The 23386-nt window shown below is 52.9% G+C and carries 16 protein-coding genes; 12 read left to right on the top strand and 4 right to left on the bottom strand.

The window, feature by feature from the left end; all coding sequences use genetic code 11:
• Positions 1–359: 359 nt before the first annotated feature.
• The gene (locus FD30_RS07950; RefSeq protein ID WP_056944581.1) at positions 360–920 is read right to left on the bottom strand and encodes a hypothetical protein; all 561 of its coding nucleotides are present in this window, start codon (positions 918–920) and stop codon (positions 360–362) included.
• 237 nt (positions 921–1157) lie between these two features.
• On the opposite strand from FD30_RS07950, the gene FD30_RS07945 reads away from it, so the two are divergent.
• The 3 genes from FD30_RS07945 (at position 1158) to FD30_RS07935 (ending at position 7597) form a co-directional block, all read left to right on the top strand.
• A complete protein-coding gene (locus tag FD30_RS07945; RefSeq protein WP_056944580.1) occupies positions 1158–2738 on the top strand; it encodes a peptide chain release factor 3 in 1581 nt (526 codons plus the stop codon).
• 172 nt (positions 2739–2910) lie between these two features.
• The gene (locus FD30_RS07940; RefSeq protein ID WP_056944579.1) at positions 2911–5037 is read left to right on the top strand and encodes an L-type lectin family protein; all 2127 of its coding nucleotides are present in this window, start codon (positions 2911–2913) and stop codon (positions 5035–5037) included.
• Positions 5038–5455: 418 nt separating this feature from the next.
• Positions 5456–7597 carry a lectin-like domain-containing protein gene (locus tag FD30_RS07935; protein ID WP_056944578.1) on the top strand — a complete coding sequence of 714 codons (2142 nt, stop codon included), beginning with the start codon at positions 5456–5458 and terminating at the stop codon, positions 7595–7597.
• An 80-nt stretch (positions 7598–7677) separates the two neighbouring features.
• Here FD30_RS07935 and FD30_RS07930 read toward each other — a convergent pair whose 3' ends face one another.
• On the bottom strand, positions 7678–9018 hold the full coding sequence (locus FD30_RS07930) for an FAD-dependent oxidoreductase (protein WP_056944577.1): 1341 nt from the start codon (positions 9016–9018) through the stop codon (positions 7678–7680).
• A gap of 261 nt (positions 9019–9279) precedes the next feature.
• Between FD30_RS07930 and FD30_RS07925 the strand changes: the two genes are divergently transcribed.
• Positions 9280–10719: a C69 family dipeptidase gene (locus FD30_RS07925; RefSeq protein WP_056944576.1), complete on the top strand. Its 1440-nt coding sequence runs from the start codon at positions 9280–9282 to the stop codon at positions 10717–10719.
• A 99-nt stretch (positions 10720–10818) separates the two neighbouring features.
• Here FD30_RS07925 and FD30_RS07920 read toward each other — a convergent pair whose 3' ends face one another.
• Positions 10819–11931: a MucBP domain-containing protein gene (locus FD30_RS07920; RefSeq protein WP_056944575.1), complete on the bottom strand. Its 1113-nt coding sequence runs from the start codon at positions 11929–11931 to the stop codon at positions 10819–10821.
• A gap of 171 nt (positions 11932–12102) precedes the next feature.
• Positions 12103–14310, bottom strand: a complete 2208-nt coding sequence (locus FD30_RS07915) for an ATP-dependent Clp protease ATP-binding subunit (RefSeq protein ID WP_082604852.1) — start codon at positions 14308–14310, stop codon at positions 12103–12105.
• Positions 14311–14645: 335 nt separating this feature from the next.
• Between FD30_RS07915 and FD30_RS07910 the strand changes: the two genes are divergently transcribed.
• The 8 genes from FD30_RS07910 (at position 14646) to FD30_RS07875 (ending at position 22954) form a co-directional block, all read left to right on the top strand.
• Complete coding sequence (locus FD30_RS07910; RefSeq protein WP_024748105.1) at positions 14646–14846, top strand: hypothetical protein; 201 nt, start codon at positions 14646–14648, stop codon at positions 14844–14846.
• Positions 14847–15010: 164 nt separating this feature from the next.
• Positions 15011–15277, top strand: a complete 267-nt coding sequence (locus FD30_RS07905; protein WP_024748106.1) for a phosphocarrier protein HPr — start codon at positions 15011–15013, stop codon at positions 15275–15277.
• Positions 15277–17007, top strand: coding sequence for a phosphoenolpyruvate--protein phosphotransferase (gene ptsP, locus FD30_RS07900; protein WP_056944573.1), 1731 nt, complete (start codon positions 15277–15279; stop codon positions 17005–17007). The genes FD30_RS07905 and ptsP overlap by 1 nt, the downstream gene beginning before the upstream one ends.
• Positions 17008–17190: 183 nt before the next feature.
• Entirely contained in the window at positions 17191–18369 is a 1179-nt protein-coding gene (locus FD30_RS07895; RefSeq protein WP_056944572.1) for a glycosyltransferase family 4 protein, read from the top strand.
• A 12-nt stretch (positions 18370–18381) separates the two neighbouring features.
• Entirely contained in the window at positions 18382–19404 is a 1023-nt protein-coding gene (locus tag FD30_RS07890) for a glycosyltransferase family 4 protein (RefSeq protein WP_056944571.1), read from the top strand.
• A gap of 2 nt (positions 19405–19406) precedes the next feature.
• On the top strand, positions 19407–20441 hold the full coding sequence (locus FD30_RS07885) for a lysylphosphatidylglycerol synthase transmembrane domain-containing protein (RefSeq protein WP_056944570.1): 1035 nt from the start codon (positions 19407–19409) through the stop codon (positions 20439–20441).
• A gap of 74 nt (positions 20442–20515) precedes the next feature.
• Complete coding sequence (locus tag FD30_RS07880) at positions 20516–20752, top strand: YkuJ family protein (RefSeq protein ID WP_024748111.1); 237 nt, start codon at positions 20516–20518, stop codon at positions 20750–20752.
• Between the two features lie 138 nt (positions 20753–20890).
• Positions 20891–22954 carry an LTA synthase family protein gene (locus FD30_RS07875; protein WP_056944569.1) on the top strand — a complete coding sequence of 688 codons (2064 nt, stop codon included), beginning with the start codon at positions 20891–20893 and terminating at the stop codon, positions 22952–22954.
• Positions 22955–23386: the final 432 nt, after the last annotated feature.

The raw sequence follows: 23386 nt of genomic DNA, 5'->3' as shown, positions 1-23386 counted from the left end.
GCTCAGCCGTGAAATTTTCCTTGGTGAGCGTTTTTCAGCTCGCCTAGGAAAAGGCCAAGCTTGGAGACCTGCATTTTGGGCTTCAAGTTGTGCCCACGGCGTTCCAGCCTTGTCTGGCCGTCCGGTAAGGCGGATGACGATTTCAACTGTTTTGGTTTACAGGGCTAATCTTAGGATATTTTCAATCCCAGAGGTGGGGATATTGAAGGCCGATGACCCCTGTGGGGAATGGAATTTCAAGCACCTCACTGCCACACAAAAGCCCCTGGCCTCAACCGATAGTTCCGGTTGAGGCCAGGGGCTTTTTAGAGTTGTAAAGTTTAGTGGTTCAGTGACAGGGGTCCAGCGATTAACTGCGGCTACTTCTTCAGGGGTCCCTGCGTTGCGTGGCGGTAGGCGTGGGTGCTTAAGTGAGCCTGAGCTTTGGTCGAGTGGGTGACCGTTTCAAAGTACTGGTCAAGGATCAACCGGTAGTTGTGCTTGACCAAGTGAATATCGGGGGCCGTATGTTGGGTCAGTTGCCGTTGGGCCGCCGCGGCGAGTCGTTGGGACCGCTTGGATTGGCCCGTGTGGTCGACCAAGTAGGTCACGTTACGGCTGGCCTTCTTAGCTTGGGGACTGACCGGCTGGTGAGGCGCCTGGCTACCCGCTAAGGACGCGTGCATGTTCGTAGTCAGACTCGTAATCTCGTAATACTGATTCTTCTTGACCCGGACACCCGCGTAGGTCTTGAACAAGAGAACGTTCAACAGACTGGCGATCACCACGATCCCCACCCCGCAGATGATCACGGTCATGGCTGGTCGAAAGGGCCGCCGGTGACGTTTGGTCCACACCAGGGCAATCAGCCCGCCTAGCGCAATCAGGGCGCCGAGACTAAAAAGCACTTCAATTAGGATGGCTTCCGTACTCGCCAACATAGTTGTTCACCTATTTTCTAATAGAATTCATTTTTTAATCATACCACTAATTCGCGTCTGACGGAAAGGAACCGTGAATTGTCGGGGTAAATGTGGTAAAATCAAAGCGCTGTGTTAAATCGACATGACCGGCCGTTGGGCGAACCTGCAACGGCCGGATTTCAGCTAAACCAGGTATCAGAACTTAACCTGCCCCAGTGGGGGTCAGAACTAAACTAAGATTTGCGAGGAAATACTATGAGTGATAATCAGTTAGCCGCGGCGGTCGACAAACGCCGGACGTTTGCCATCATCTCTCACCCCGATGCCGGGAAGACCACCATTACCGAACAATTACTGTTGTTCGGGGGCGTCGTGCGAGAAGCCGGAACGGTCAAGGCCCGCAAGAGTGGGAACTTTGCCAAGTCCGACTGGATGGAAATTGAACAGAAGCGGGGCATCTCAGTCACGAGTTCCGTGATGCAATTTGACTACCAAGGCAAGCGCATCAACATCCTGGATACGCCAGGACACGAAGACTTTTCGGAAGATACTTACCGGACTTTGATGGCCGTCGACTCGGCGGTCATGGTCATTGACTCAGCCAAGGGGATTGAACCCCAGACTAAGAAGCTGTTCCAAATCTGTAAGATGCGGGGCATCCCGATCTTCACCTTCATGAACAAGCTGGACCGGGACGGTCGAGAACCTTTAGACTTGATTGCGGAACTGGAAGATGTCTTGGGCATTGAAGGCTACCCCATGAACTGGCCTATCGGGATGGGGAAAGAATTAAAAGGCCTCTACGACCGGTACCATCACCGGGTCGCCCTGTACCGTAAGGACGCTGAAGGTCGGCAGTACCTGCCGCTAAACGACGACGGGGACTTGGCCGTAGCCAGTGACTTAGCGGACGATGGGCTCTACACCGAAGCGCGCGACAGTATGGAAATGATTGAAGAAGCCGGGAACCCCTTCGACGCTGACAAGATTGCCAGCGGGGACCAGACGCCGGTCTTCTTCGGGTCAGCTTTGGCCAACTTCGGGGTTCAAACGTTCCTGGAGACCTACCTGGAATACGCACCGAAGCCGGCGGAACACAAGACGGCGGATGGTGACCGGGAGATTCAACCGACCGATCCGGAGTTCTCAGGCTTCGTCTTCAAGATTCAAGCCAACATGAACCCCAATCACCGGGACCGGATCGCCTTCGTGCGGATCTGTTCGGGTGAGTTCGACCGGGGGATGGACGTGATCCAAGAACGGACCGGCAAGAAGCTGCGTCTGTCCAACGTAACGGAATTCATGGCCGACACACGGGAGAACGTGGAAACGGCGGTTGCCGGGGACATTATCGGGCTTTACGATACGGGGAACTTCCAGATTGGCGATGCCATCTATACCGGGAAGCCAGCCGTGAAGTTCGAGAAGCTACCGCAATTTACGCCGGAGCTGTTCGTCCGGGTCTCCGCCAAGAACGTCATGAAACAAAAGTCGTTCCATAAGGGGATCAACCAACTGGTTCAAGAAGGGGCCGTCCAGCTCTACACCGCCTACACCACGGGCGATTACATCCTAGGGGCCGTGGGACAACTCCAGTTCGAAGTCTTCCAGTTCCGGATGCAGAACGAATACAATTCGGAAGTCATCATGGAACCGATGGGCAAGAAGACGGCCCGGTGGATCAACCCCGACCAATTAGACGAACGGATGTCTTCTTCCCGGAACCTGTTGGTCAAGGATAGCCAGGGCAACCCGCTCTTCTTGTTCGAGAACCGCTTCGCAGAACGCTGGTTCCAAGACAAGTACCCGGATGTTGAACTGACCGCAAAACTTTAAACAATAGTTGAGGAAGGCCGTGCGACCGATTGTCGCGCGGCCTTTTTAGCATGTCATCGATGCTCTGGTCAGTTTAAGTGGGCCTACGTTTAAAAATTGCTCTAACTCGGTTGTGTACAGTTAACTTTGCTAAAATTTAAGCGACAAGCTTTAGCTAAGGAGGAAGCAGGGCATGCAACAGTGGCAATGGAGGCTGGGGTGGCTGGTGATGCTGGTAGCGTGGGTGAGCCTAGGGCTAGCACCAGCACAGGCCCAGGGGGCGACCCTGAATCAGGCGCTAGACCAGGCACCACAGGGAATCAAGCTGGACGGGGTCTTCACTCCTGGACAAGCTCAGGGGAACGTTTCACGGGTAAAGGAGACCGCCAATCCCTTGACACAGGCGGTGGTGGTGACCGATGACGTCAACCAATTCGGAGCTATTTGGTCGACAGAGGCCAATTACTTCGACTTGACCCGCGACCAGCAGGTATCGATGTGGATGTACTTTGATCAGGACCGGGACGGTTATCGGGTGGCCGACGGGATGGCGTTCGTGTTGCAAAACGACCCAGCTGGGCTGCAAGCCAAGCCCAAGTTCCCTGGTAACCGGACATCTGGTGAGACTCTGGGGGTCTGGGGAGTTGACTTTGACCGCTGGAATTCGTCGGCGCAAAAGATTGCGGACAGCGCCATTCAAAGAAGCTGGGCACTGGAATTCGACACCTTCGTGAACGGTTCCGAACAACCGGGTGTTGCGGGGTCCTTTGACCACGACTTAGCTGCCGCGCATATTGCGGTGAACTATCCAGCGCAGGCTAACAGCTACACCATGGTGTTGAACCGGAAGTGGATTTTTGAGAAAAACTACTACGCTAAGATGCAGCATCGGGGCCTGATTCAGGCGACTAATTCTGGCCAACCGCTACTGGCGGACGGTCAGTGGCACCACGTGACGTTGCAGTGGGACGCCCAGAAGAGCCAGATGACCTACAGTTATAATGACAAACAGCCAGACCGGGACGCTAACGACCAATCGCAGTTAGTAAAAGCTGAGCGGCGGACCGTGACCATCGACCAACGGATTATTGACCCGCAGCATACGGGAAAGGTCCGCTGGGGCTTTACTGGTGCCACGGGGGCCCACGCCGCCAATAACCTGGTGGTCTTCGAGAACGTCCCGGACCTGGTGAACTCGACAGCCACGGCGACGCTGACGAATCGGACCCGGGGGACGGTGATCCAAGACGGCGACCGTATCCGCAGTGGCGAGCAGGTCGAGCTGGATTACCAATTGACCTATTTAGGGGGCAAACAGTCCTGGGAGCGCCTAGAAGGTAAACTACATTTACCGGAGCACCTTGATTTTACGGCCGGAACCGTGACTGACGGGACCGGGACCCGCACGCCGTTGACCGCCGACCAGTTACGTGGGCATCAGCCCTTACCTTTGGGCACGCTGACTCAGCACCAGCCTACGGCCCATCTGACGTTACAAGGGACCGTCCAGGACGTTGCTGCCGTAACCGACGTTGCTCCGCACCTGAGTGTGTTCCAGTCCGCTAACGGGGTGGGGGTGGCCACGGCCAATACACCGGGGTTTAAGGTCTATCCTCACCAGGAGTTGGTGGTGGACCTACCGCAAAAGGCCTATACGTTATATCCGGAAGAAACCACGACGATTTTGGGCCGACTACATTTAAAGGACGGTGGTCCCGTAGTGGCGCACGATGACGTCTGGTTGTATCCGGTATTGAACGGCCGGACGCTGCCCCGGGTCCCGATTCGGGATGGCCAGATTCAGTGGACCCCGGACCCTCACCAGTTGAAGTGGGGGCAGAATCGCGTCACGTTAAGTGCGCGCGATGCGGGGGGCAACGTGTCCCCACCGGTGACCGTGACCATCACGGTCGTGGGAACGCTGACGTTTGAGACCGTCTCAAAGCGGGGAAGCTTTCAAGCCACCCGCTTAATGGGGCACACCCAACGCGTCTGGCATACCAACGATTGGCAGTTGCGGGTCTTGGATACGCGCCGGAGTGCCCGTCCTTGGCAACTGCAGGCCACGGCCACGCCATTGGTTGACCCGCAACAAGTGGCGTTAGCCGGCCAGGTCATCTACCGGCAAGGTGCCACCGAACGGGTACTGAACCAGTCGCCCACGGTAATCTATCAAGGTATCACAACGGGGGATCCAGTGACGGATATTACTCAGCGTTGGACGGCGACCAGCGGGGTGGGCCTTCAGTTAGGCGGATCAGCTTTGGCGGGGACCTACCACACCACCATTACCTGGCAATTGATGGATACTCCCAGTTAAGGGGATTGAGACATATTAAGGTGAGCTCTGTAGAACCGAAACGGTTTTACAGAGCTCTTTTTAAATGATAGTGGCCTATTTAAAGCTGAAGGTTGAACGTAGGTGTTTAGCCGAATTAAGAATCGGTCTTAAAATAAAACCGTGGCGATGATCATCCGCCTTACCGGACGACCAGACTAGGCTGGAACACCGGCTATCCGCGTAGAACTAGTTGGCAGGGGTTGGAATGTCTGCTCGCCTCCAGGCCACGACCTATCCCAGTCCTTTTTAGCGCTCCGTTCAGTTTTCGAAGGATTTATTTCGAGTTTTGCATTGGGCGTCGTTTCTCTGGTTACACATTTGGCCTATTGTGGTATATTGTAAACGAATTAACATATGAAGATGTTTACTCAAATGAATAGGAGAGGAGGAGACGGTTATGCGGTTAAAAAAGTGGCTTGGCTTATTGTTGGCGTTGGGACTGTTTATGACTGGCAGTGTGACAGCTAAAGCGGATGCGGATTACGATAACGCCTTAAAGACTGCCCCCCAAGGGATTGCGTTGGACCAGATCTTTACACCGGGGACCACCGCGAATAATAAGGCGGCCGTGGTCGACACCACGAACCCGGCGATTACGGGGACGCAGGCCGTGATGGTGACGAACGCCAAGAATCAGTTCGGGACGATCTGGTCGACGGACGAGAATGCCTTTGACTTAAATACGGATGAAAAGGCCTCCATGTGGATCTACTTTGGGAACCGCGGCAAGAAGGCGGCGGACGGGATGGCGTTCGTCCTCCAAAACGACCCCAGAGGATTAGGGGCTACCCCGACTTTTGGAAAGAAGGTTTCCGGGGAGACCCTGGGGGCCTGGGGGGTGGACAACGATAAAAGTCAAAGTGACGTTAACGAATTGGCGAAGTTGGCGATTCAAAACAGTTGGGCGTTGGAATTCGACACGCATCTGAACACCTCCAACTCGGCCAGCAACGCCGGAGATGCGGATTCGTTCGATGCTGGCGATAAGTTGACCGGGCCGCATATTGCGGCGAATTATCCGGGTGAGGGCAGTAGCTACACGTACGTGGCCAAAAAATCTGGGGTCTGGCCCCTGCAGACCACGGTCTACTACGCAACACTGGACCACGGCAACTTGATTCAGGGCGACAACTACGACTTCCTGGCCAACGGGCAGTGGCACCACGTCACGCTCGATTGGGACGCGACGGCTAAGCAGATGACCTACACCTTCGATGATAAGGATCCGGCGACCGGACAGGACCAGACCGGAACGACGCGGAGCATGACGGTCGACCCGAAGATCATTGACCCGGACAACACGGGGAAGATTCGGTGGGGCTTTACCGGCGCCACGGGGGAAGATTACGCCAACAATCTGATTATCTTCGAAGGGGTGCCAGGGTTAGTGGACGTCTCGGCGAAGAGCACGTTGACCGACCTGACTACCCAACGGGAAATTCAAGACGGTGAGGCCGTTTTGGGTCAGGATAAGTTGCGCCTAGATTATCAGCTGACCTATAAAGGTGGTAAGCAGGACTGGAAAGACGTCGTGGCTAAGTTGAATTTACCAGATAGGGTGGCTTTCAATCAGATTAAAATCACCTACGCGAACGGCGAGACGGCGGACATCGATCCCAGTGCGATTAGTGACCAGCAGCTAACTTACCAGTTGACGCAGGCCCTATCAGCCAAGAACCCCACGGCCACGATCAGTCTGACCGGGGAAGCGGCGGACGAGAAGCAGGTCTTTCAGATTCCAGCGGCGGTCGGCACTTTTTCCGCCGTGAACGGTGTGACTACTACGGACACGCCCGCCTTCACGTTGAATCCCAAGCTGGATATCGACCTGTACCGAATCTCATCCAAGGAAGTTACCATCGATGCCGGGGAGACCACCACGATTCAAGGTCAGGTCCTGATTCCCGAGGGAATTGTGTTGACCAATGATGATTTAATCGTGCATCCAACCGTTAATGGTCAGGTACAAGACAGCTATAAGATTAACGACCCGGACGATGACTTGAGTGGGAAGGTTCTTTTCACCCCTAAAGCCAGTGACTTGAAACCGGGGAAGAACACCGTAGATATCTATGTCAAAGACGTTTACGGGAACCAATCCAGCAGCTTTACCGTGACCATTAACGTCACGGGGGGCTTGGCCTTCGACAGTGTGGCGAAGCACAGTTCCTTTCAGGCAACGCAACTGACGGGGCAGACGCAAGAAGTGGGACGGACCAGTGATTGGGAAGTCAAGATTTCAGATACCCGGCAAGCGGGTTCGCAGTGGCAACTCCAAGTCGCTGCAACGCCGTTCAAGTCCCAAGATGGCGATACCCTAGCTGGTGAGCTGGTCTACCGTAACGGGACCCAGAAGACACCGGTGACCAGTACGGCCACGACCATCTCAACGGGGCAGGCTTCCGGAAACGGCGACCTGACCAACGTGGTCGATGACTGGAACCAGCAGACGGGGTTGAAATTGACCGTCAACGGGGATGCCGTGAGCGGCGATTACAGTTCAGAGATCACCTGGACTTTGAGCGATACGCCCACTTGATACACCACCAGGAGAATAGACCGCAAAAAGCCTCAACACCAGGAGCAGTCCTGATGGTGAGGCTTTTTAGGTGATACCGATTAGTTGGCTAGCTTAGCTTGAGCGGCTTGGGCTAGGATGTTTAAGTAGTTGAATGGCCGGTCGAAGTTTGGCTGGAACAGCATGTCGACCATGGCAAGATCGTCCACCGTATTTTCGTTTTGAATGCAGACGGACAGGGTGTTGGCGGATTGAGAGACGTCGTACTTACTTATCAACGCGCCCCCTAGAATCCGCTTGGTGGTTGGATCGAAGACCAGTGACATCAAGACGGGTTCCGTGGTCGGCATGAATTCTGGCCGGTAGTTATCCGTGATGATGACTTGGTCGGCGTCAACGCCCTGGAGCTTAGCGGCTTCCAGCGTCAGACCGGTGGAAACAATGGTCCGGCCGTACAGTGCCAGTCCGGAAGAGGATTGGGTCCCCATGTACTTGACCGTTGGCTTGGTCAGGTTCTTCCCGACCAGGATCCCTTGACGCACCGCGTTAGTTGCCAATGGGATGTAGGCATTCTTATGGGTCGGGTTGTAGTGGACGGCGGCACTGTCTCCGGCAGCGAAGATGTCGGGGTTGGAACTGCGCATGTAGTCGTCGGTCAGGATTGCCCCGTTAGGCGCCATCTTGACTTGTCCCTGTAAGAGTCCCGTGTTCGGTCGGAAACCAATGCACAGGATAGCCAGGTCCGTGTCGTAGCTCCCCTTATCGGTGGTAATGGTCAACCCGTCGGCCGTGTCTTGGAAGCTGGCGACCTTTTCACCTAAGGCCAACTTAACACCGTGGTCGCGGTAGTCCTGTTCGATCACGTCGGTGAACTGGGCGTCGAAGTACTTGGGCATGACCCGGTCTTGAGCGTCGATCAACGTGACGTCATGACCAGTGGTGGAGTAGGCTTCGGCTAATTCCGCACCGATGTAGCCGGCCCCAATGACCGTGATGCGCTTGGCATCCTTGGCGTCTTCGAATAACGTCTGGGCGTGGTTCCAGTTCTTGCAGAGCTTGACCTTGGCACTGTCGATGCCGGGAATCTTAGGCACCACGGGCCAAGACCCGGAAGTCATGACCAGTTTGTCGTAAGAGCTAGTGGTCTGTTCGTGGGTCGTGAGATCTTCGACGGTCACGGTCTTAGCCGCTGAATCAACCGCTAAGACATTGTGATTCATTTGAACATTTGCGCCCAATTTCGTCAATTCCGCGGGGTTCGAGTAGAACAACCCTTGAGGATCAGCGACTTGACCGCCTAAGTATAGGGCGATACCACAGGACAGGAAGGAAATGTTGTCATTTCGTTCGTAGACCGTGACGTCGGCATCGGGATGGTCGGCTAGGATTTGTTTAATGGCAAAAGTACCCGCATGTGTACAACCAATAACTGTGACTTTCATAAGTAGAGTCCTCCCAAAACAAAAGTAGTGTCTATTGCGTTAGTTTTCACAAGCTTGTCTAAAGAAAGCCTTTTCAATTGTTAACAACTCCATTTTAGACAATCTATTAGAAATGTCAACACTTTTTTAAATGTGTAACCAAATTAACCCGGGGGGATGGCGGTGGCGATGGACTACTACGGTTTCCAGCGGACCGCTAGTTTTCCTAGTCAAAAAGCGGTAAACTGGGGAACATGGTTTTACTCAAAAGGAGTGGTAGTTTTGAAGATAGGAAAACACTTAACGGCTTGTACGTCAGTTCTAGTGGGGAAGGATGCGACCGTTGACGGGTCAACCATGATCGCCCGCAACGATGATACGTTCTTACCGCTGACACCGCAACGGTTCTACGTGCACCCGGCCGAACACGACCAACCAGACCGGACCTGGGTCTCCAACCAAAATGGGTTTACGGCTCCGATCCCCAAGGACGGGTACCGGTACCTAGCAACTCCCAACGTTGAGATCGAGAAAACGGGGGAGTACGCCGAAAGTGGGATCAACCAGAAGAACGTCGCGATGAGTGCGACCGAAAGTGTCTACGGGAATCCCGATGCTTTAGCCTTCGACCCGTTAGTGGCTAACGGTCTGGCCGAAGATTCTCTGCAGACCATGGTCTTGCCCTACATTACGTCCGCTCGCGACGGGGTCCGTTACTTGGGTAGGTTGATCAAGCAGTACGGCTCACCCGAAGGTAACGGGGTCCTTTTCTCCGATAACCAGGAAGTCTGGTACATGGAAATCGTGACCGGCCATCACTGGGTCGCTCAGCGAATCCCTGACGACGCGTACGCCGTTACGGCTAACCAGGTCGCCATTCAACAGGTCACCTTCGATGATCCCGATAACTTCATGTTCTCCGAGGGGATTCAGGCCTTCGTTGCGGACCACCACTTGAACCCGGACCGCGATGGCTGGAACTTCCGGCACATCTTTGGGACTAGTACCGAAAAGGACCGGCACTACAATACGCCGCGGGTCTGGTTCGGTCAGCGATACCTGAATCCAGAAATTAAGCAGGATCCGCAATCCAGCGAATTGCCTTTCATTTGCCGGACCAGTCACAAGATCAGTGTGGAAGATATCGAATACATTTTGAGTTCCCACTATAACGAGACGCCGTATGATCCCCTGGGCCATGGTCCAGAAGACTTACGGACCAAGTTCCGGCCAATCTCAATGAATCGGACCCAGAACTCGCACGTCTTACAGATTCGTAACGACGTGCCTGCGGACCGCTCAGCGTTGATGTGGCTGTGCTTCGGGGTCCCAGCGTTCAGTCCATACGTGCCGTTCTTCGCCAATGTCACGGACACGGACCCGTCATACCGGACCACGCCACGGCACCTGGACGACACCAGTGCTTACTGGATGTACCGGAAGCTGTCGATGATTGTGGAGTCCCACTACACGCAATTCATTGAACAGGACGTGGATTACGTCACGGCTGCTAAGCAGAACCTGCGGACCCACGTGGCCCAAGCGTTGGCGGCTGCGGATCAACAACAGTTGAGCGGTAAAGAATTGACGGCCTTTCTGACGGAACAGAACCATCAAGTCACCGCTCAGATGCGGCAGGTCACGACCCAGTTCACCAATGACTTGATTGAAAAGGGCTTAACCCTGTCTCAGCTGACCTTCAACATGGATAAGAACCTCTAGTAAACGGTTAGGAGTCCAGCTGACAAGTAAGATCACAATATCAAGCATGACTAAAATGCGTACGACCAGGCTAAACCCGGTCGTACGCATTTTTTAAAGTTATTTTTGAGGATTCAGACGAACGTAGCGCGCGTTGATATAGGCGGCCGGTCCGACTTGGTACCAGACCAGTCCTTGATCGTCGGTGAGACACTGGCGAACGTCTAAGGCGTCACCGTTCTGCAACTGTCCAGCGACTTCGCCGTAAGGTTCCCGGTAGATGGTCAGACGGCCCTGAGGAACGTAGTCGACGTGACCGGTCCAGTGGACGGTCTGCCGTTGCGTCCAGGTCGTGACCTTGGGCGGGAGTGCCATGACCCGTGACCAGTGCTGGTGCCGCTGCGTATCGGTCGCGGCCAGCCATTGATTGCCCCCTAGGTTATACCAGACGGACTGGTCGGTGAGGGTGATGATGGCGAAGAGCCGCCAGAGGGAGGTCGCCGGGAACTGGTACCCGTACGCGGTCCCCGCTGGGAGGTCGTAGACGTCGTGATCGGCAGTCAGGGTCACGTATTGGTGGACCCGCTGGACGGTCTGCCAGGCGTCGCGACGGTAGAAGTACAGGACCCGCTTGCTCTGGTCGCTGAACTGACCGTGCTGGTTCCCTTCGGCTTGAAAGATGTGGTAGCCGGTTACGGCGGGGGGCGTCAACTGATATGGCGTCCGCAACTTACCGCGCAATGTCCGGGGGAGAGCCAGGAGTTGACCGGTGTCGTAGTCGATCAGGTAGGTCGTAACGGGCTGTCCCCAGATGGATTGGTAGACTAGCGTGGTCAGTCCGTACGCACTGAGAAAGTTTTGGGTGAAGCCCTGAATATCCAGGAGGGTGTACCCCGGAATCTCGGGGATCTTGAGGCGTACCGGGGCGTTCAGCTGTCCCGTTAAGACCAGCGCTGGTTGGAGGGGGTGGTCCCGTTGATCAACTAGGCGTACCACCAACGTTGCATCGGGGGCCGCGTGAGTGACGGGTGCCGGCGCCGTTGGGGTGGAAGGCGTTAGGGTCTCCGGGGTGAGCTGGTGGGGGACTGGTGGCTCGGTTGGCTGGTGGGACACGGGCGCATGCGTCGCTGGGCGGGGCAGAGTCTGCCGGGTGCGTCGAGTCATGGGTCGCTGGTGCCGGGGCCGGTTTGTCGGCCGGGTGACCAAGTGACGTAACCAGTTCAATAGTGCCAAGGCAATTCCCTCCTTCCGTTCTTTCCTTTAAAATACAGTATACCGCAACTCCTAGGGGGATGCAGGTGATTTTTCGGTTTCAAAACCAGTCTTGTCGGGAATGGTGGCGCTCTCGTGTTGACCCTAAAAAACGGGCAAACCACCCGCAAATGGTTTGCCCGTTAATCAGGATTATTTAGTTGCCGTGGCGCTGTCATCGGCGGTCAGAACGATCTTTCCGTCTTCAATCTTAGCCACCAGGTTCTTGGTACCCGTGTGGTCAAGGTAGTAGTCAGCGATGCGGTCTTCAATCTCTTCTTGAATGACCCGGCGAAGTGGCCGCGCCCCCATGGCTGGATTATAGCCATCGGTGACCAGCTTCTCTTCTACGGGTTCCGTGACGTGGATGTGCAGCCCTTGTGTGGCCAGCATCTGGTTCACGTCACCGATCATCAAGTCAACGATCTGCATCAAGTTCTCCTTGGTCAGGGAGTTGAATTCGATGATGTCGTCGAACCGGTTCAGGAATTCGGGACGGAAGTAGTTGGTCAGACTGTCCAGAACGGAGTGGGTCTTGCCACTGGCTTCGGCGCCAAACCCAACGCTGGCTTCGACGTCGCCGGTCCCGGCGTTACTGGTCATGATGATCAGCGTATCCTTGAAGGACACGGTCCGTCCTTGGGAATCGGTCAGCCGGCCGTCGTCTAGAATCTGTAAGAACATATTCATGACGTCGGGGTGGGCCTTTTCGATTTCGTCCAAGAGTACCAGCGTGTACGGGTGCCGCCGAACTTGTTCGGTCAGTTGACCGGCTTCTTCGTACCCGACATAGCCAGGAGGGGACCCGATCAGCTTAGAAATGGAATGCGGTTCCATGTATTCGGACATGTCGAACCGAATCATGGCATCCTCCGAACCAAAGAGCTCGTTAGCCAATTGCTTGGCGAGTTCCGTCTTGCCGACCCCGGTAGGACCGACGAACAGGAAGGACCCAATTGGCCGTCCCGTTCCGTTCAGACCAATCCGGTTCCGCCGAATGGCCCGAGCTACTTTATCAACGGCTTCGTTTTGGCCGATCACGTGTTTCTCCAGGTCGGTTCCTAAACTCTTCAGTTGATGTTGTTCCTTAGCCTGTAGTTCACCAACGGGGATGTTGGTCTTTTCTTCCACGATATCTTGCATGTCTTTTTCGGTCACTTCCGTGGACTGGTCCTGATCAGCGCTCTGGGCGCTTTCCTTAGACTTGTTCAACTTGGTGACTTGGTCCCGGTAGTAGGCGGCCTTCTCGTAGTCTTCCTGCTTCAAAGCGGCTTGCTTTTGCTTCTCGGCATCGGCAATCTTCTCGTCGATGGCGTGCGGGTCGGCCACGTTGATGGTCAGGTTCTTCCGCGATCCGGACTCATCGAGTAAGTCGATGGCCTTGTCGGGTAAGAACCGGTCTTGGATGTACCGGTCAGATAACCGAACGGCCGCTTCAATCGCGGCGTCCGTGTAGTGAACGTGGTGATAGTCTTCGTACTTCTTTTGAATACCCTTGAGAATCTTGATGGCCTCGTCCGGACTAGGTTCGTCTACCGTTACCGGTTGGAACCGCCGTGCTAAGGCTTGGTCTTTTTCGATATCCCGGTATTCATTTAACGTGGTGGCCCCAATTAACTGGAAGTCCCCCCGGGCTAACGCTGGCTTCAAAACGTTGCCGGCGTCCATCCCGCCTTCGGCATTGCCGGCACCCATGATTTCATGGATTTCGTCAATGAAGAGGATGATGTCGGGGTTAGCTTGAACTTCTTTCATTAACTGTTGCATCCGTTGTTCGAATTGGCCCCGGATACCGGTGCCTTGAACTAGGGAAACCACGTCGAGACGAATAATTTGCTTATTCGTCAACTTTTGCGGAACGTTGCCTTCAACGATTCGCTCGGCCAAGCCTTCGACCACCGCCGTCTTCCCGACGCCGGCTTCACCGATCAGGACTGGGTTGTTCTTGGTCCGTCGGTTGAGGATCTCAATGACTTGTGCCGTTTCTTTATCACGCCCAATTACTGGGTCGATTTTGCCGTCTTTGGCTAACTTGGTCAGATTCAGACCATACTGGTTCAGCAGGCCGTTGCCGGAACCTTGGTTACCCGCCGGTTGGGTCGGACGCCCTTGGTTCGCAGCTTGCCGGTAGTCTGCTTGGTTGGCGGAGTTGCCACCTTGCATGGCCCGGAAAATGTCATCCAGGTTACCAAAGCCGAATGGATCTTGTGCCATACGGCCACCTCCATTTCCAGAGTTGTCTTGCTGTTGCTTGAGTAGTTGATAGCAATTTTGGCATAGGTCAACTTGTTGCCGCTGCCCGTTCACGCTCATGTAGAGGTGAATGGTTGCTTGATTCCGGTGGCAATTTTGACATAGCATGTGTTTGTTCGTCTCCCTTCTCTAATGGAATAACGTGGCAAAACACGTCGGTCGTTCGTTGAAAAGTGTTTGACCTTTCTTGACCTTTAATCACAGTATACCGCGTCGGCCACAGCATGCAACTAATTTGCTTGCTTCGTTGGGTAATGGTTAAGGGGCCACTTCTTCCGAACGGCTTTATTTTAGCACTCTCAACTATAGAATGCTAAAAAGGAGGTCGGCTTTTGGTGAAAAGTCGGCAAATTTCTTTGACCTGTTTGGTATTTCACCGTAAAATATAGGGACATACAGGCGCGGTTAGGCGTGTTGGCATGATGGCTAAAGGGGGCGAGCAGATGGCAAGAGACTTTACGGACCTGATGAATCAGCTAAAGGACCAGAAAATCGACCAGTTTGAGGTAGAACCAGATGAGTTCCCGGCTTTTCAACAGGCATTCATGGCGTTTGAGACCCGTAAGCGGGTGATTGGCGAGGCCCATAAGGGTGGTAAGCTGGTCTACCATTACGATCGGGATGCGACTGAAGACCAATCATAAGGCCTTTTTGATGAAAGCGGTTCAGTATCACTTGTAATTTGATGGTCAGATTGATATTCTTAGTAAGTAGACATAACGTCAGTATGGTTGTTTGATCACTGCGCAAGATCAAGGCGCTATGTTCGATAAGAATTCAACCTAAGCTTAAAGGAGATCGATCATTTATGGAAAAACGCGAATTTCATATCACTGCTGAAACTGGGATTCATGCCCGTCCAGCAACGTTATTAGTCCAATCTGCAAGCAAGTTCAACTCAGAAGTTAGCTTGCAATACCAAGACAAGTCCGTGAACTTGAAGTCTATCATGGGCGTGATGTCCTTGGGTGTTGGCCAAAACGCCGAAATTACGATTACGGCTGATGGTGACGACGAAGCCGATGCAATGGCTGCCGTTGCTGAAACGCTGAAAAAAGAGGGTTTATCTGACTAATGAGAGCGATGCTCAAGGGAATTGCCGCAAGTGACGGAATCGTGTGCGGCCAGGTCTATCGCTTGGTTGAACCGGACTTAACCGTTAAGCGACACACAATTACGAATTTGGATGACGAACTAAATCGATTCCATCAGGCCCTTGAAGCAGCCGTCTCCGACATTGAGACGATTAAAACTCGTGCAACTAAAAACCTGGGCGCTGATAGTGCCCAGGTTTTTAGTGCGCATATTGTGATGCTTCAGGACCCAGAATTGATTGCGGCGGTCGAAAAGTTGATTCGCCAGGAGCACCTGAACGCCGAAGCGGCCTTGGCTACGGTTGCCCAACGTTATGAGCAATCGTTCAAGGACTTAAAAGGTAATGCGTACATGCAAGAACGGGTCACGGACCTCCATGACGTGATCAAGCGGGTCACGGCCCACCTCCTGCAGGTTAAATTGCCGGACCTAGCATTGGTCAATCACCCAGTCATCGTGGTGACCCATGACCTGATTCCCAGTGATACGGTCTCCGTTAATCCGTGTTACATCTTAGGTTTCGTCACGGATCTGGGTGGGCGAACGTCACATTCGTCGATTCTGGCCCGCTCGCTGAATATTCCGGCAGTCGTGGGGACCCAAACGGCGACGGCGGACATGCCCGAGGGCAGTACGGTCGTGGTCAACGGTAACCAGGGTCAGGTCTTACTGGACCCCAGCGAAGCCGAATTGACCACGGTGCGGGAACAGATGCAGGCCCGCATCGCCAACCAAGAGCGGTTAGCGAAATTACAGCATACGGTGACCACCAGTGCTGATGGCGTGGGCGTCACGTTGGCGGCCAACATCGGTACTCCCCAAGACATTCCCAACGTCCTGCGTAACGGGGCCGAGGCTATCGGACTGATGCGCACGGAGTTCCTCTACATGGATGCGGACCACTTGCCCAGTGAGGACCAACAGTTCGCAGCTTATAAGGAAGTCTTAGCGGCCATGGCACCGCACCCGGTGGTGATGCGGACCCTTGATATCGGTGGGGATAAGCCGTTACCGTACCTGCAGCAGAAACCGGAAGCTAACCCCTTCATGGGGGCGCGGGCGATTCGCCGCAGCTTGACTCACCAAGAGGCCTTTCGTAGTCAGTTACGAGCGTTGTTGCGGGCCTCGGCTTTCGGCAATCTACGAATCATGTTTCCGATGATTGCAACGCTCGATGAGTTTCGCCAGGCCAAGGCCATCTACGACGATGAACGCTCGAAGCTGACGGTCAAGCAGGTGCCGATGGGTACCGTGAAGGTCGGCATGATGGTCGAGGTACCAGCTGCGGCATTACTCGCCGACCGCTTCGCTCAGGAAGTTGATTTCATGAGTATCGGGACCAACGACTTGATCGGCTATACCATGGCTGCTGACCGGACGAATCAGGACGTCGGCTACCTCTACCAGCCGTACCATCCGGCCATTCTCCGGTTAGTTAACCGGGTGATTGCGGCCGGGCACAACGCGGGGATTCCCGTGGCGATGTGCGGTGAGATGGCCGGCGATCCGATTGCCGTTCCCCTGTTACTGGGGATGGGCTTAGACGAGTTCTCCATGGGGGCGGGATCGATTCTGAAGACCCGCGAGTTGATTGCCAAGTTGAACGCCAAGGACTTACAGTCGTTGGTGGAAACGGCGCTGAATTCGGCTAGTACCAGTCAAGAAGTAATTACCATGGTTCAGGCGGCTGTGCCTGGATTACTTAAGTGAATCTTTACGAAATCGGCAGGTCCGTTTAGCCAGTTGTCAGAATTGGTTAAGCGGGCCTGCTATTTTGCGTGGGCTGGCGGTTGGTGGTTTGCAATCAGGTAGGTAAACCCATATAATTGTGATGATTGTATGACGAACGTTTAAGTGCTTAGAAACCAAACAAAATCCAAGGGGGGATTGGCAGTGAACATTGGCATCTTTACGGATACCTATTTCCCACAGGTCAGTGGGGTCGCCACGTCCATCAAGACGTTACGGGACCAGCTGGAGAAGCAGGGAAACCAGGTGTACATCTTTACGACCACCGATCCACACGTGGAGCGCAACGTTTATGAGCGCAACGTTTTTCGCTTCTCGAGTATTCCGTTCGTATCGTTTACCGATCGCCGAATCGCGGTTCGGGGGCTCTTTCAGGCGTACCAGATTGCTAAGGAGCTCAACTTAGACATCGTCCACACCCAGACTGAATTTTCGATGGGCTGGATTGGCAAGTTTGTCGCCCGGAACCTAGAAATTCCGTGTCTGCATACGTACCACACCATGTATGAAGATTATCTCCATTACGTGGCGAACGGTAAGATTTTAAAGCCGGTCCACGTGAAGCAGGGAACTTTAGCTTTCTGCTACCACTTAACGGGGGTCGTGGCGCCCAGTGACCGGGTGTTAACGACCTTGACCGATTACGGGGTTAAAGCTCCGATTCGGGTGATTCCAACTGGGGTCAACTTACACCAGTATGAGCAACCAGATACGGCGAATCTACGGCGGCAGTTAGGCTTCGCGCCGGACACGCCGGTGATTTTGTCGTTGAGTCGGTTGGCCTATGAGAAGAACATTACGGCCAGCATTGCGGCGATGCCCCGGATCTTAGCGGCGGTCCCGAATGCCCAGCTCCTGATTGTGGGGGATGGCCCGGCCCGTGAAGACCTGGAACAACAGGTCAAGGATGCTGATCTGACGGACCACGTGTCGTTCACCGGGGAAGTGAACAACGACGACGTCTTCCGGTACTATCACATGGCCAACGTCTTTTTGTCGTCTTCAGATTCCGAGTCTCAGGGGTTGACCTACATTGAAGCGATGGCGGCGGGAACCAAGATCGTGGTCATGACCAGTCCCTATACGGACGAGTTGTTGTCTAGTCGGGCGCTGGGGGCGACGGTCAAGAACAGTGATGAACTGGTGGCGAACGTGGTCGATTACTTATTGCATGGGGATGAACACCAGGACGCCAAGTTATTGGCTCGAAAGTTGTCGGAGATTTCCGCAGATACCTTTGGACAGAATATCATGGCTTTCTATCGGGATGCGCAGGTCAGTTACGAGCAGGCGCACGAGGACACCCCGGACTTTAGTGATTAGAGGAGTTATTGAATGCTAAAAATTAACATGTTTTCCGCCGCGGATTCCGTTAAGGGTCAGGGTGTCGGTAGTGCATATAACGAGCTGATGAACCTGATGAAGACCCACTTACAAGATGACTTTGACGTGACGGTCAACCGGTATGGTAAAGTAGATATTACCCATTACCACACGATTAACTTTTCCTATTATCTGTCGACGTTTTTACCCGGACGCGGTCGGAAAATCGGCTACGTTCATTTTTTGCCGGAAACGTTGGAGGGAAGTCTGAAGATTCCCCAACCTTTTCGGGGGATCTTTTACCGGTACGTGATTGCGTTTTATAAGCGGATGGATCACATTGTGGTGGTCAATCCGACTTTTATTCCTAAGTTGGCAGCCTACGGGATTCCCGTAGAGCGGGTGACGTACATTCCTAACTTTGTCAGTCGCCAGGAATTTTACCCGGTTGAGCCGGCCCAGAAACTGGCGTTGCGGCAACAATACGGATACGATGCCCACCGTTTCACGGTCCTAGGCATCGGTCAGATTCAGGAGCGCAAGGGTCTGTTCGATTTTATCAAGTTAGCGCAAAATAACCCGCAGATCCAGTTTATCTGGGCGGGGGGCTTTTCGTTCGGACGGATCACGGACGGGTATGCCGACCTGAAGAAAGTCGTTGATGATCCGCCCGCGAACCTTAGTTTTCCGGGAATCGTTGACCGGGATAAGTTGGTCGACTATTACGATTTAGCGGACCTTTTCTTATTGCCATCTTTCAACGAGCTGTTCCCGATGTCGGTCTTAGAGGCCTTTAGCACGGGGACGCCGGTCATGTTACGCGATCTGGACCTCTATCACGCCATCATCGCTGGTGATTACATTCCCGCCCAAGATTACGCGGAGATGAACGCTCAGTTGCAGACGTTGCCGGGGAATCGAGCTGCCCTAGACCAGTGGCGGCAGAAGAGCTTAGCGGCGGCTGAACGGTACTCGGAAGCGCACCTGACCACCATCTGGCGGCGGTTCTATCGGGCACAGGCAAAAGAGGGGTAAGTATGTCACGACGAAATAAATGGGTCCTCACAGTTATGCTCCTCTTAGGGGTGGCCATCTTTGCCTTTTCACTACGCGACATTAAGTTTTCCGTGCTGGTCAACGACTTCGTGCACATCAATTTCTGGTGGTTCGGAGTCGCCGTGCTGTGCATGGTGATTTACTTGGGCTTAGAAGCCGTGATTGTAAAAGTCTTTATCTCGGATCGCATCCAGGGATTTACGTTTAAGGATGCGGTGCGGATTCCCTTAGTGGAACAGTTGTTTAACGGGATTACGCCCTTTTCTTCCGGTGGCCAGCCGGCCCAATTGATTGCGCTGATGCAGACCGGGGTAGATGCGGGGAAAGCTAGCTCCGTCTTATTGATGAAGTTTGTGGTCTTCCAGTCGATGATTGTGATCAATTTCCTGGTCGCCTTAGTAATCGGGTTCAACTACATCCAGGATAAGTTGCACGCCCTAGCTTGGCTGGTGGTCTTCGGCTTTACGATTCACCTGGCCGTGATTTTGGGCCTCTTAATGGTGATGTTTTGGTACGGGTTTACCAAGCGAGCGGTCGCGGTGGTCTTGTATCCGGCCCACTGGTTCATGAAGCCGGCACGTTACACCCGGATGGTGGCGAACATTAATCGTAAGATTGACTCGTTCTACGCCGAAAGTGTCCGAATCAGCGGCCAGTGGCGGTTGATGCTGCGGGTCTTTGTGATTACCTTTATTCAGTTGATGTTCTACTACCTGATTCCGTACTTCATCATGTTGGCGTTGGGCTACACCACGGCGAACATCGTCATGGTCACCAGTATGCACGTCTTGATTGTGATGGTGATCTCACTGTTCCCAATTCCCGGGGGTTCTGGGGGCGCCGAGTATAGTTTTGAGATGATCTTTAAGAGCTATATCGCGTCGAACAGTAAGCTGGTCTTGGCGATGATTCTCTGGCGCCTGTTGACTTATTACTTCGGGATGCTGGCGGGTCTGGTCGCGATGGTGATTCGTCCAGACAAGGTCGTTGAAGAAACTGACAAGACAAATGCGTGAGTTTTTTCGATTAAGGCGTGCGATAACGCCTTAAGTTTGGTAAAATCATAGTGAAGCTAGAAAGGGGACCAATCATGGAAGAATCTCAACTGATTGGCATCATCAATCGCTTGAAGGCGATGCAAGAGGATGCCGTCGACGAGCCACAACCCCGTCGATTCGAAAAAGCCGGCGTGGAGCAAGCGATGGTCGTTTACAACGCGGCTAACCAGACTTACACGTTAACTGAACATAATCCGGAGACAACCTTTGAGTTTGATAACATTGATTTAGTGGCTATCGAATTATTTGATTTATTGACGGACAACTAACAAAACTATGGGTGCCATAGTTTTGTTTTTTTTTAGACTCGAAAAGTTGAAATTTTCCAAAGGTTAGCCGTTCCAATTGATTCCCAAGGTCTATCGGCTATACTGGAGTAATGTTAACTATTTTGTGGAGGCTGTCTCATGGCAAACTTTGTTAAGCGAAAGATGAACTGGTTGAACACCCGAATGGGCTTCTTCCTGTTGATCGTCGTCTTATTTTGGATAAAAACGTACATTGCCTACCAAACCGAATTTACTTTGGGGGCGAAGGGAAGTGTGCAGCAGTTCTTGCTGTTCGTGAACCCAGTGCCGGCCGCCTTGCTGGTTTTTGGGATTGCGTTATACTTCCGGGGCCGGTTAGCGTACTGGCTCATGTTGATCATTGACTTGCTGGAATCCACTTGGATCTTTGCGAACGTGGTCTATTACCGGGAATTCTCGGATTTTCTGTCCTTCGGTATCATGAAGGGGTCTAGCGACGTTCAGAATAACTTGGGGAAAAGCTTAGCGCAGATCACCCACATGTATGACTTTTTCGTCTACTTGGACATTATTATTTTGATCGTGTTACTACTGACTCACGTGATTCGTATCGATCCGCGGCCGTTTAAGCGCCGTTACGCGTTGACCATCTCGGTTCTGTCGTTTGGGTTGATGTTTGCGGAGTTCGGTATGGCCAACGCTGACCGTTCTGGACTGCTGACGCGGACGTTTGACAACAACTACATCGTGAAGTACTTGGGGTTGAACGAGTATGCGGCCTTTAATGCGTACCAGACGCAAAAGGAAAGTGCGACGCGAGCGAGTGCTAACGCAAGTGATATGAAGAGTGTGCTGAAGTACTTAAAGCAGAATCGGGTCAGCCCGAACGTGTCGTACTTTGGTAAGGAAAAGGGAAAGAACGTCTTTATCATTCATTTGGAGAGTTTCCAACAGTTCTTGTTGGACTACAAGGTGAATGGTAAAGAAGTGACGCCTACGTTAAACAAGTTCTACCATAGTAAAAATACCCTGTCGTTTGATAACTTCTATCATCAAGTGGCCCAAGGCAAGACTTCTGACGCAGAAATGATGTTGGAAAACTCCCTATTTGGGTTACCACAAGGTTCGGCGATGACCACCTATGGGACGCAGAATACGTTCCAGGCGGCCCCGGCAATCTTAAGTCAAGAAGCAGGTTACACCACAGCGGCTTTTCATGGGGACGTCCCTAGTTTCTGGAATCGGGATAATACCTATAAGTCTTGGGGATACCAGTACTTCTTTAGTTCCAGTTACTATCAGCAAAAAGCCAACTATAGTATTGGGTATGGTCTGAAAGATAAGATCTTCTTCAAGGACTCGGTTAAGTATCTGCAACAATTACCGCAGCCGTTCTACGCGAAGCTGATTACGTTGACGAACCACTACCCTTACGAGTTGGATAAGAAGAATGTTGATTTCCCAGCGACCAAGACTGGGGATAAGACGGTCGACCCTTACGTTCAGACGGCACATTATCTGGATCAGGCGTTTGCGGAGTTCGTGTCGTACCTAAAGAAGGCGGGACTCTATAAGAACAGTGTCATCTTAGCGTACGGGGACCACTATGGAATCTCGAACAACCACCGGCCGGCGATTGCCCAGTTGTTGGGGAAGAAGAAGGTCACGAACTTTGATTTGGCTCAGTTCCAGAAAGTTCCATTAATGATTCACGCGACGGGACTGAAGGGCGGCATCAACCATACGTATGGTGGTGAGATTGATGTCTTGCCAACCTTGTTGGACCTGTTAGGGGTTAAGAATACGGATACGATCCAGTTTGGCCAGGACTTGCTGGCTAAAAATCGCAATCAGACGGTTGCTTTCCGTAACGGGAACTTTGTCTCACCGACCTATACCAAGATTGGGGGGACCGTCTATGATACTAAGACGGGGAAGGTCCTGAAGCTGACGGCGGCCCAGAAGAAGCAGGTCGATCAGATGCAAAACCACGTGACAACGGAACTCTCGTTGTCTGATCGGGTGATTTACGGGGATCTATTACGGTTCTACACGCCGAAGAACTTTAAGAAAGTCGATAAGTCGGACTTTACCTATAAGTTGAAACCAGCCATGGAACGGTTGGCGGAGGCCCAGAAGACGGAGAAGACCAGTGTTCTGGCTCAGCATCATGGGAAGAGTACGGTTGATGACTACAAGACGGATGCACCAGAATTGAAGTAAAGAGTAAGCAAAGAGGGGCCCGCTATCGTGATGATGGCGGGCCTTTTGCTTGTATATTTTGCGGGGGATGAAATTTATTTCGGTAAATATTCATTTTTCCCTTGACCCTACCCGGAGATATTGGTAAACTATTTTTTGTTGTCAGTTAAGTCATTGAGACATCGAACACAGCGAGACGTTACGATTTATTAATTTAAAAAAAGGCTTGACGGCCGGTTTGAGAATTGATATAGTAATATACGTTGTTGAGAATATTTATTCAACTTCTGGTTAAACATTCAATATTCATTCAAAATAATGTTTAAAAAGTTGTTGACACGATATTGACGACATGATATACTTTAAAAGTTGTCACGGAGCGATTGCTTCTGATAATTTGGTAGACCTTTGAAAACTGAACATTGTTTCGACAAACCAAATATGTGTAGGGCG

It is taken from the genome of Levilactobacillus namurensis DSM 19117, assembly GCF_001434785.1.
Lineage (GTDB): Bacteria > Bacillota > Bacilli > Lactobacillales > Lactobacillaceae > Levilactobacillus > Levilactobacillus namurensis.
This window is presented reverse-complemented; position numbering and strand designations above follow the sequence as displayed.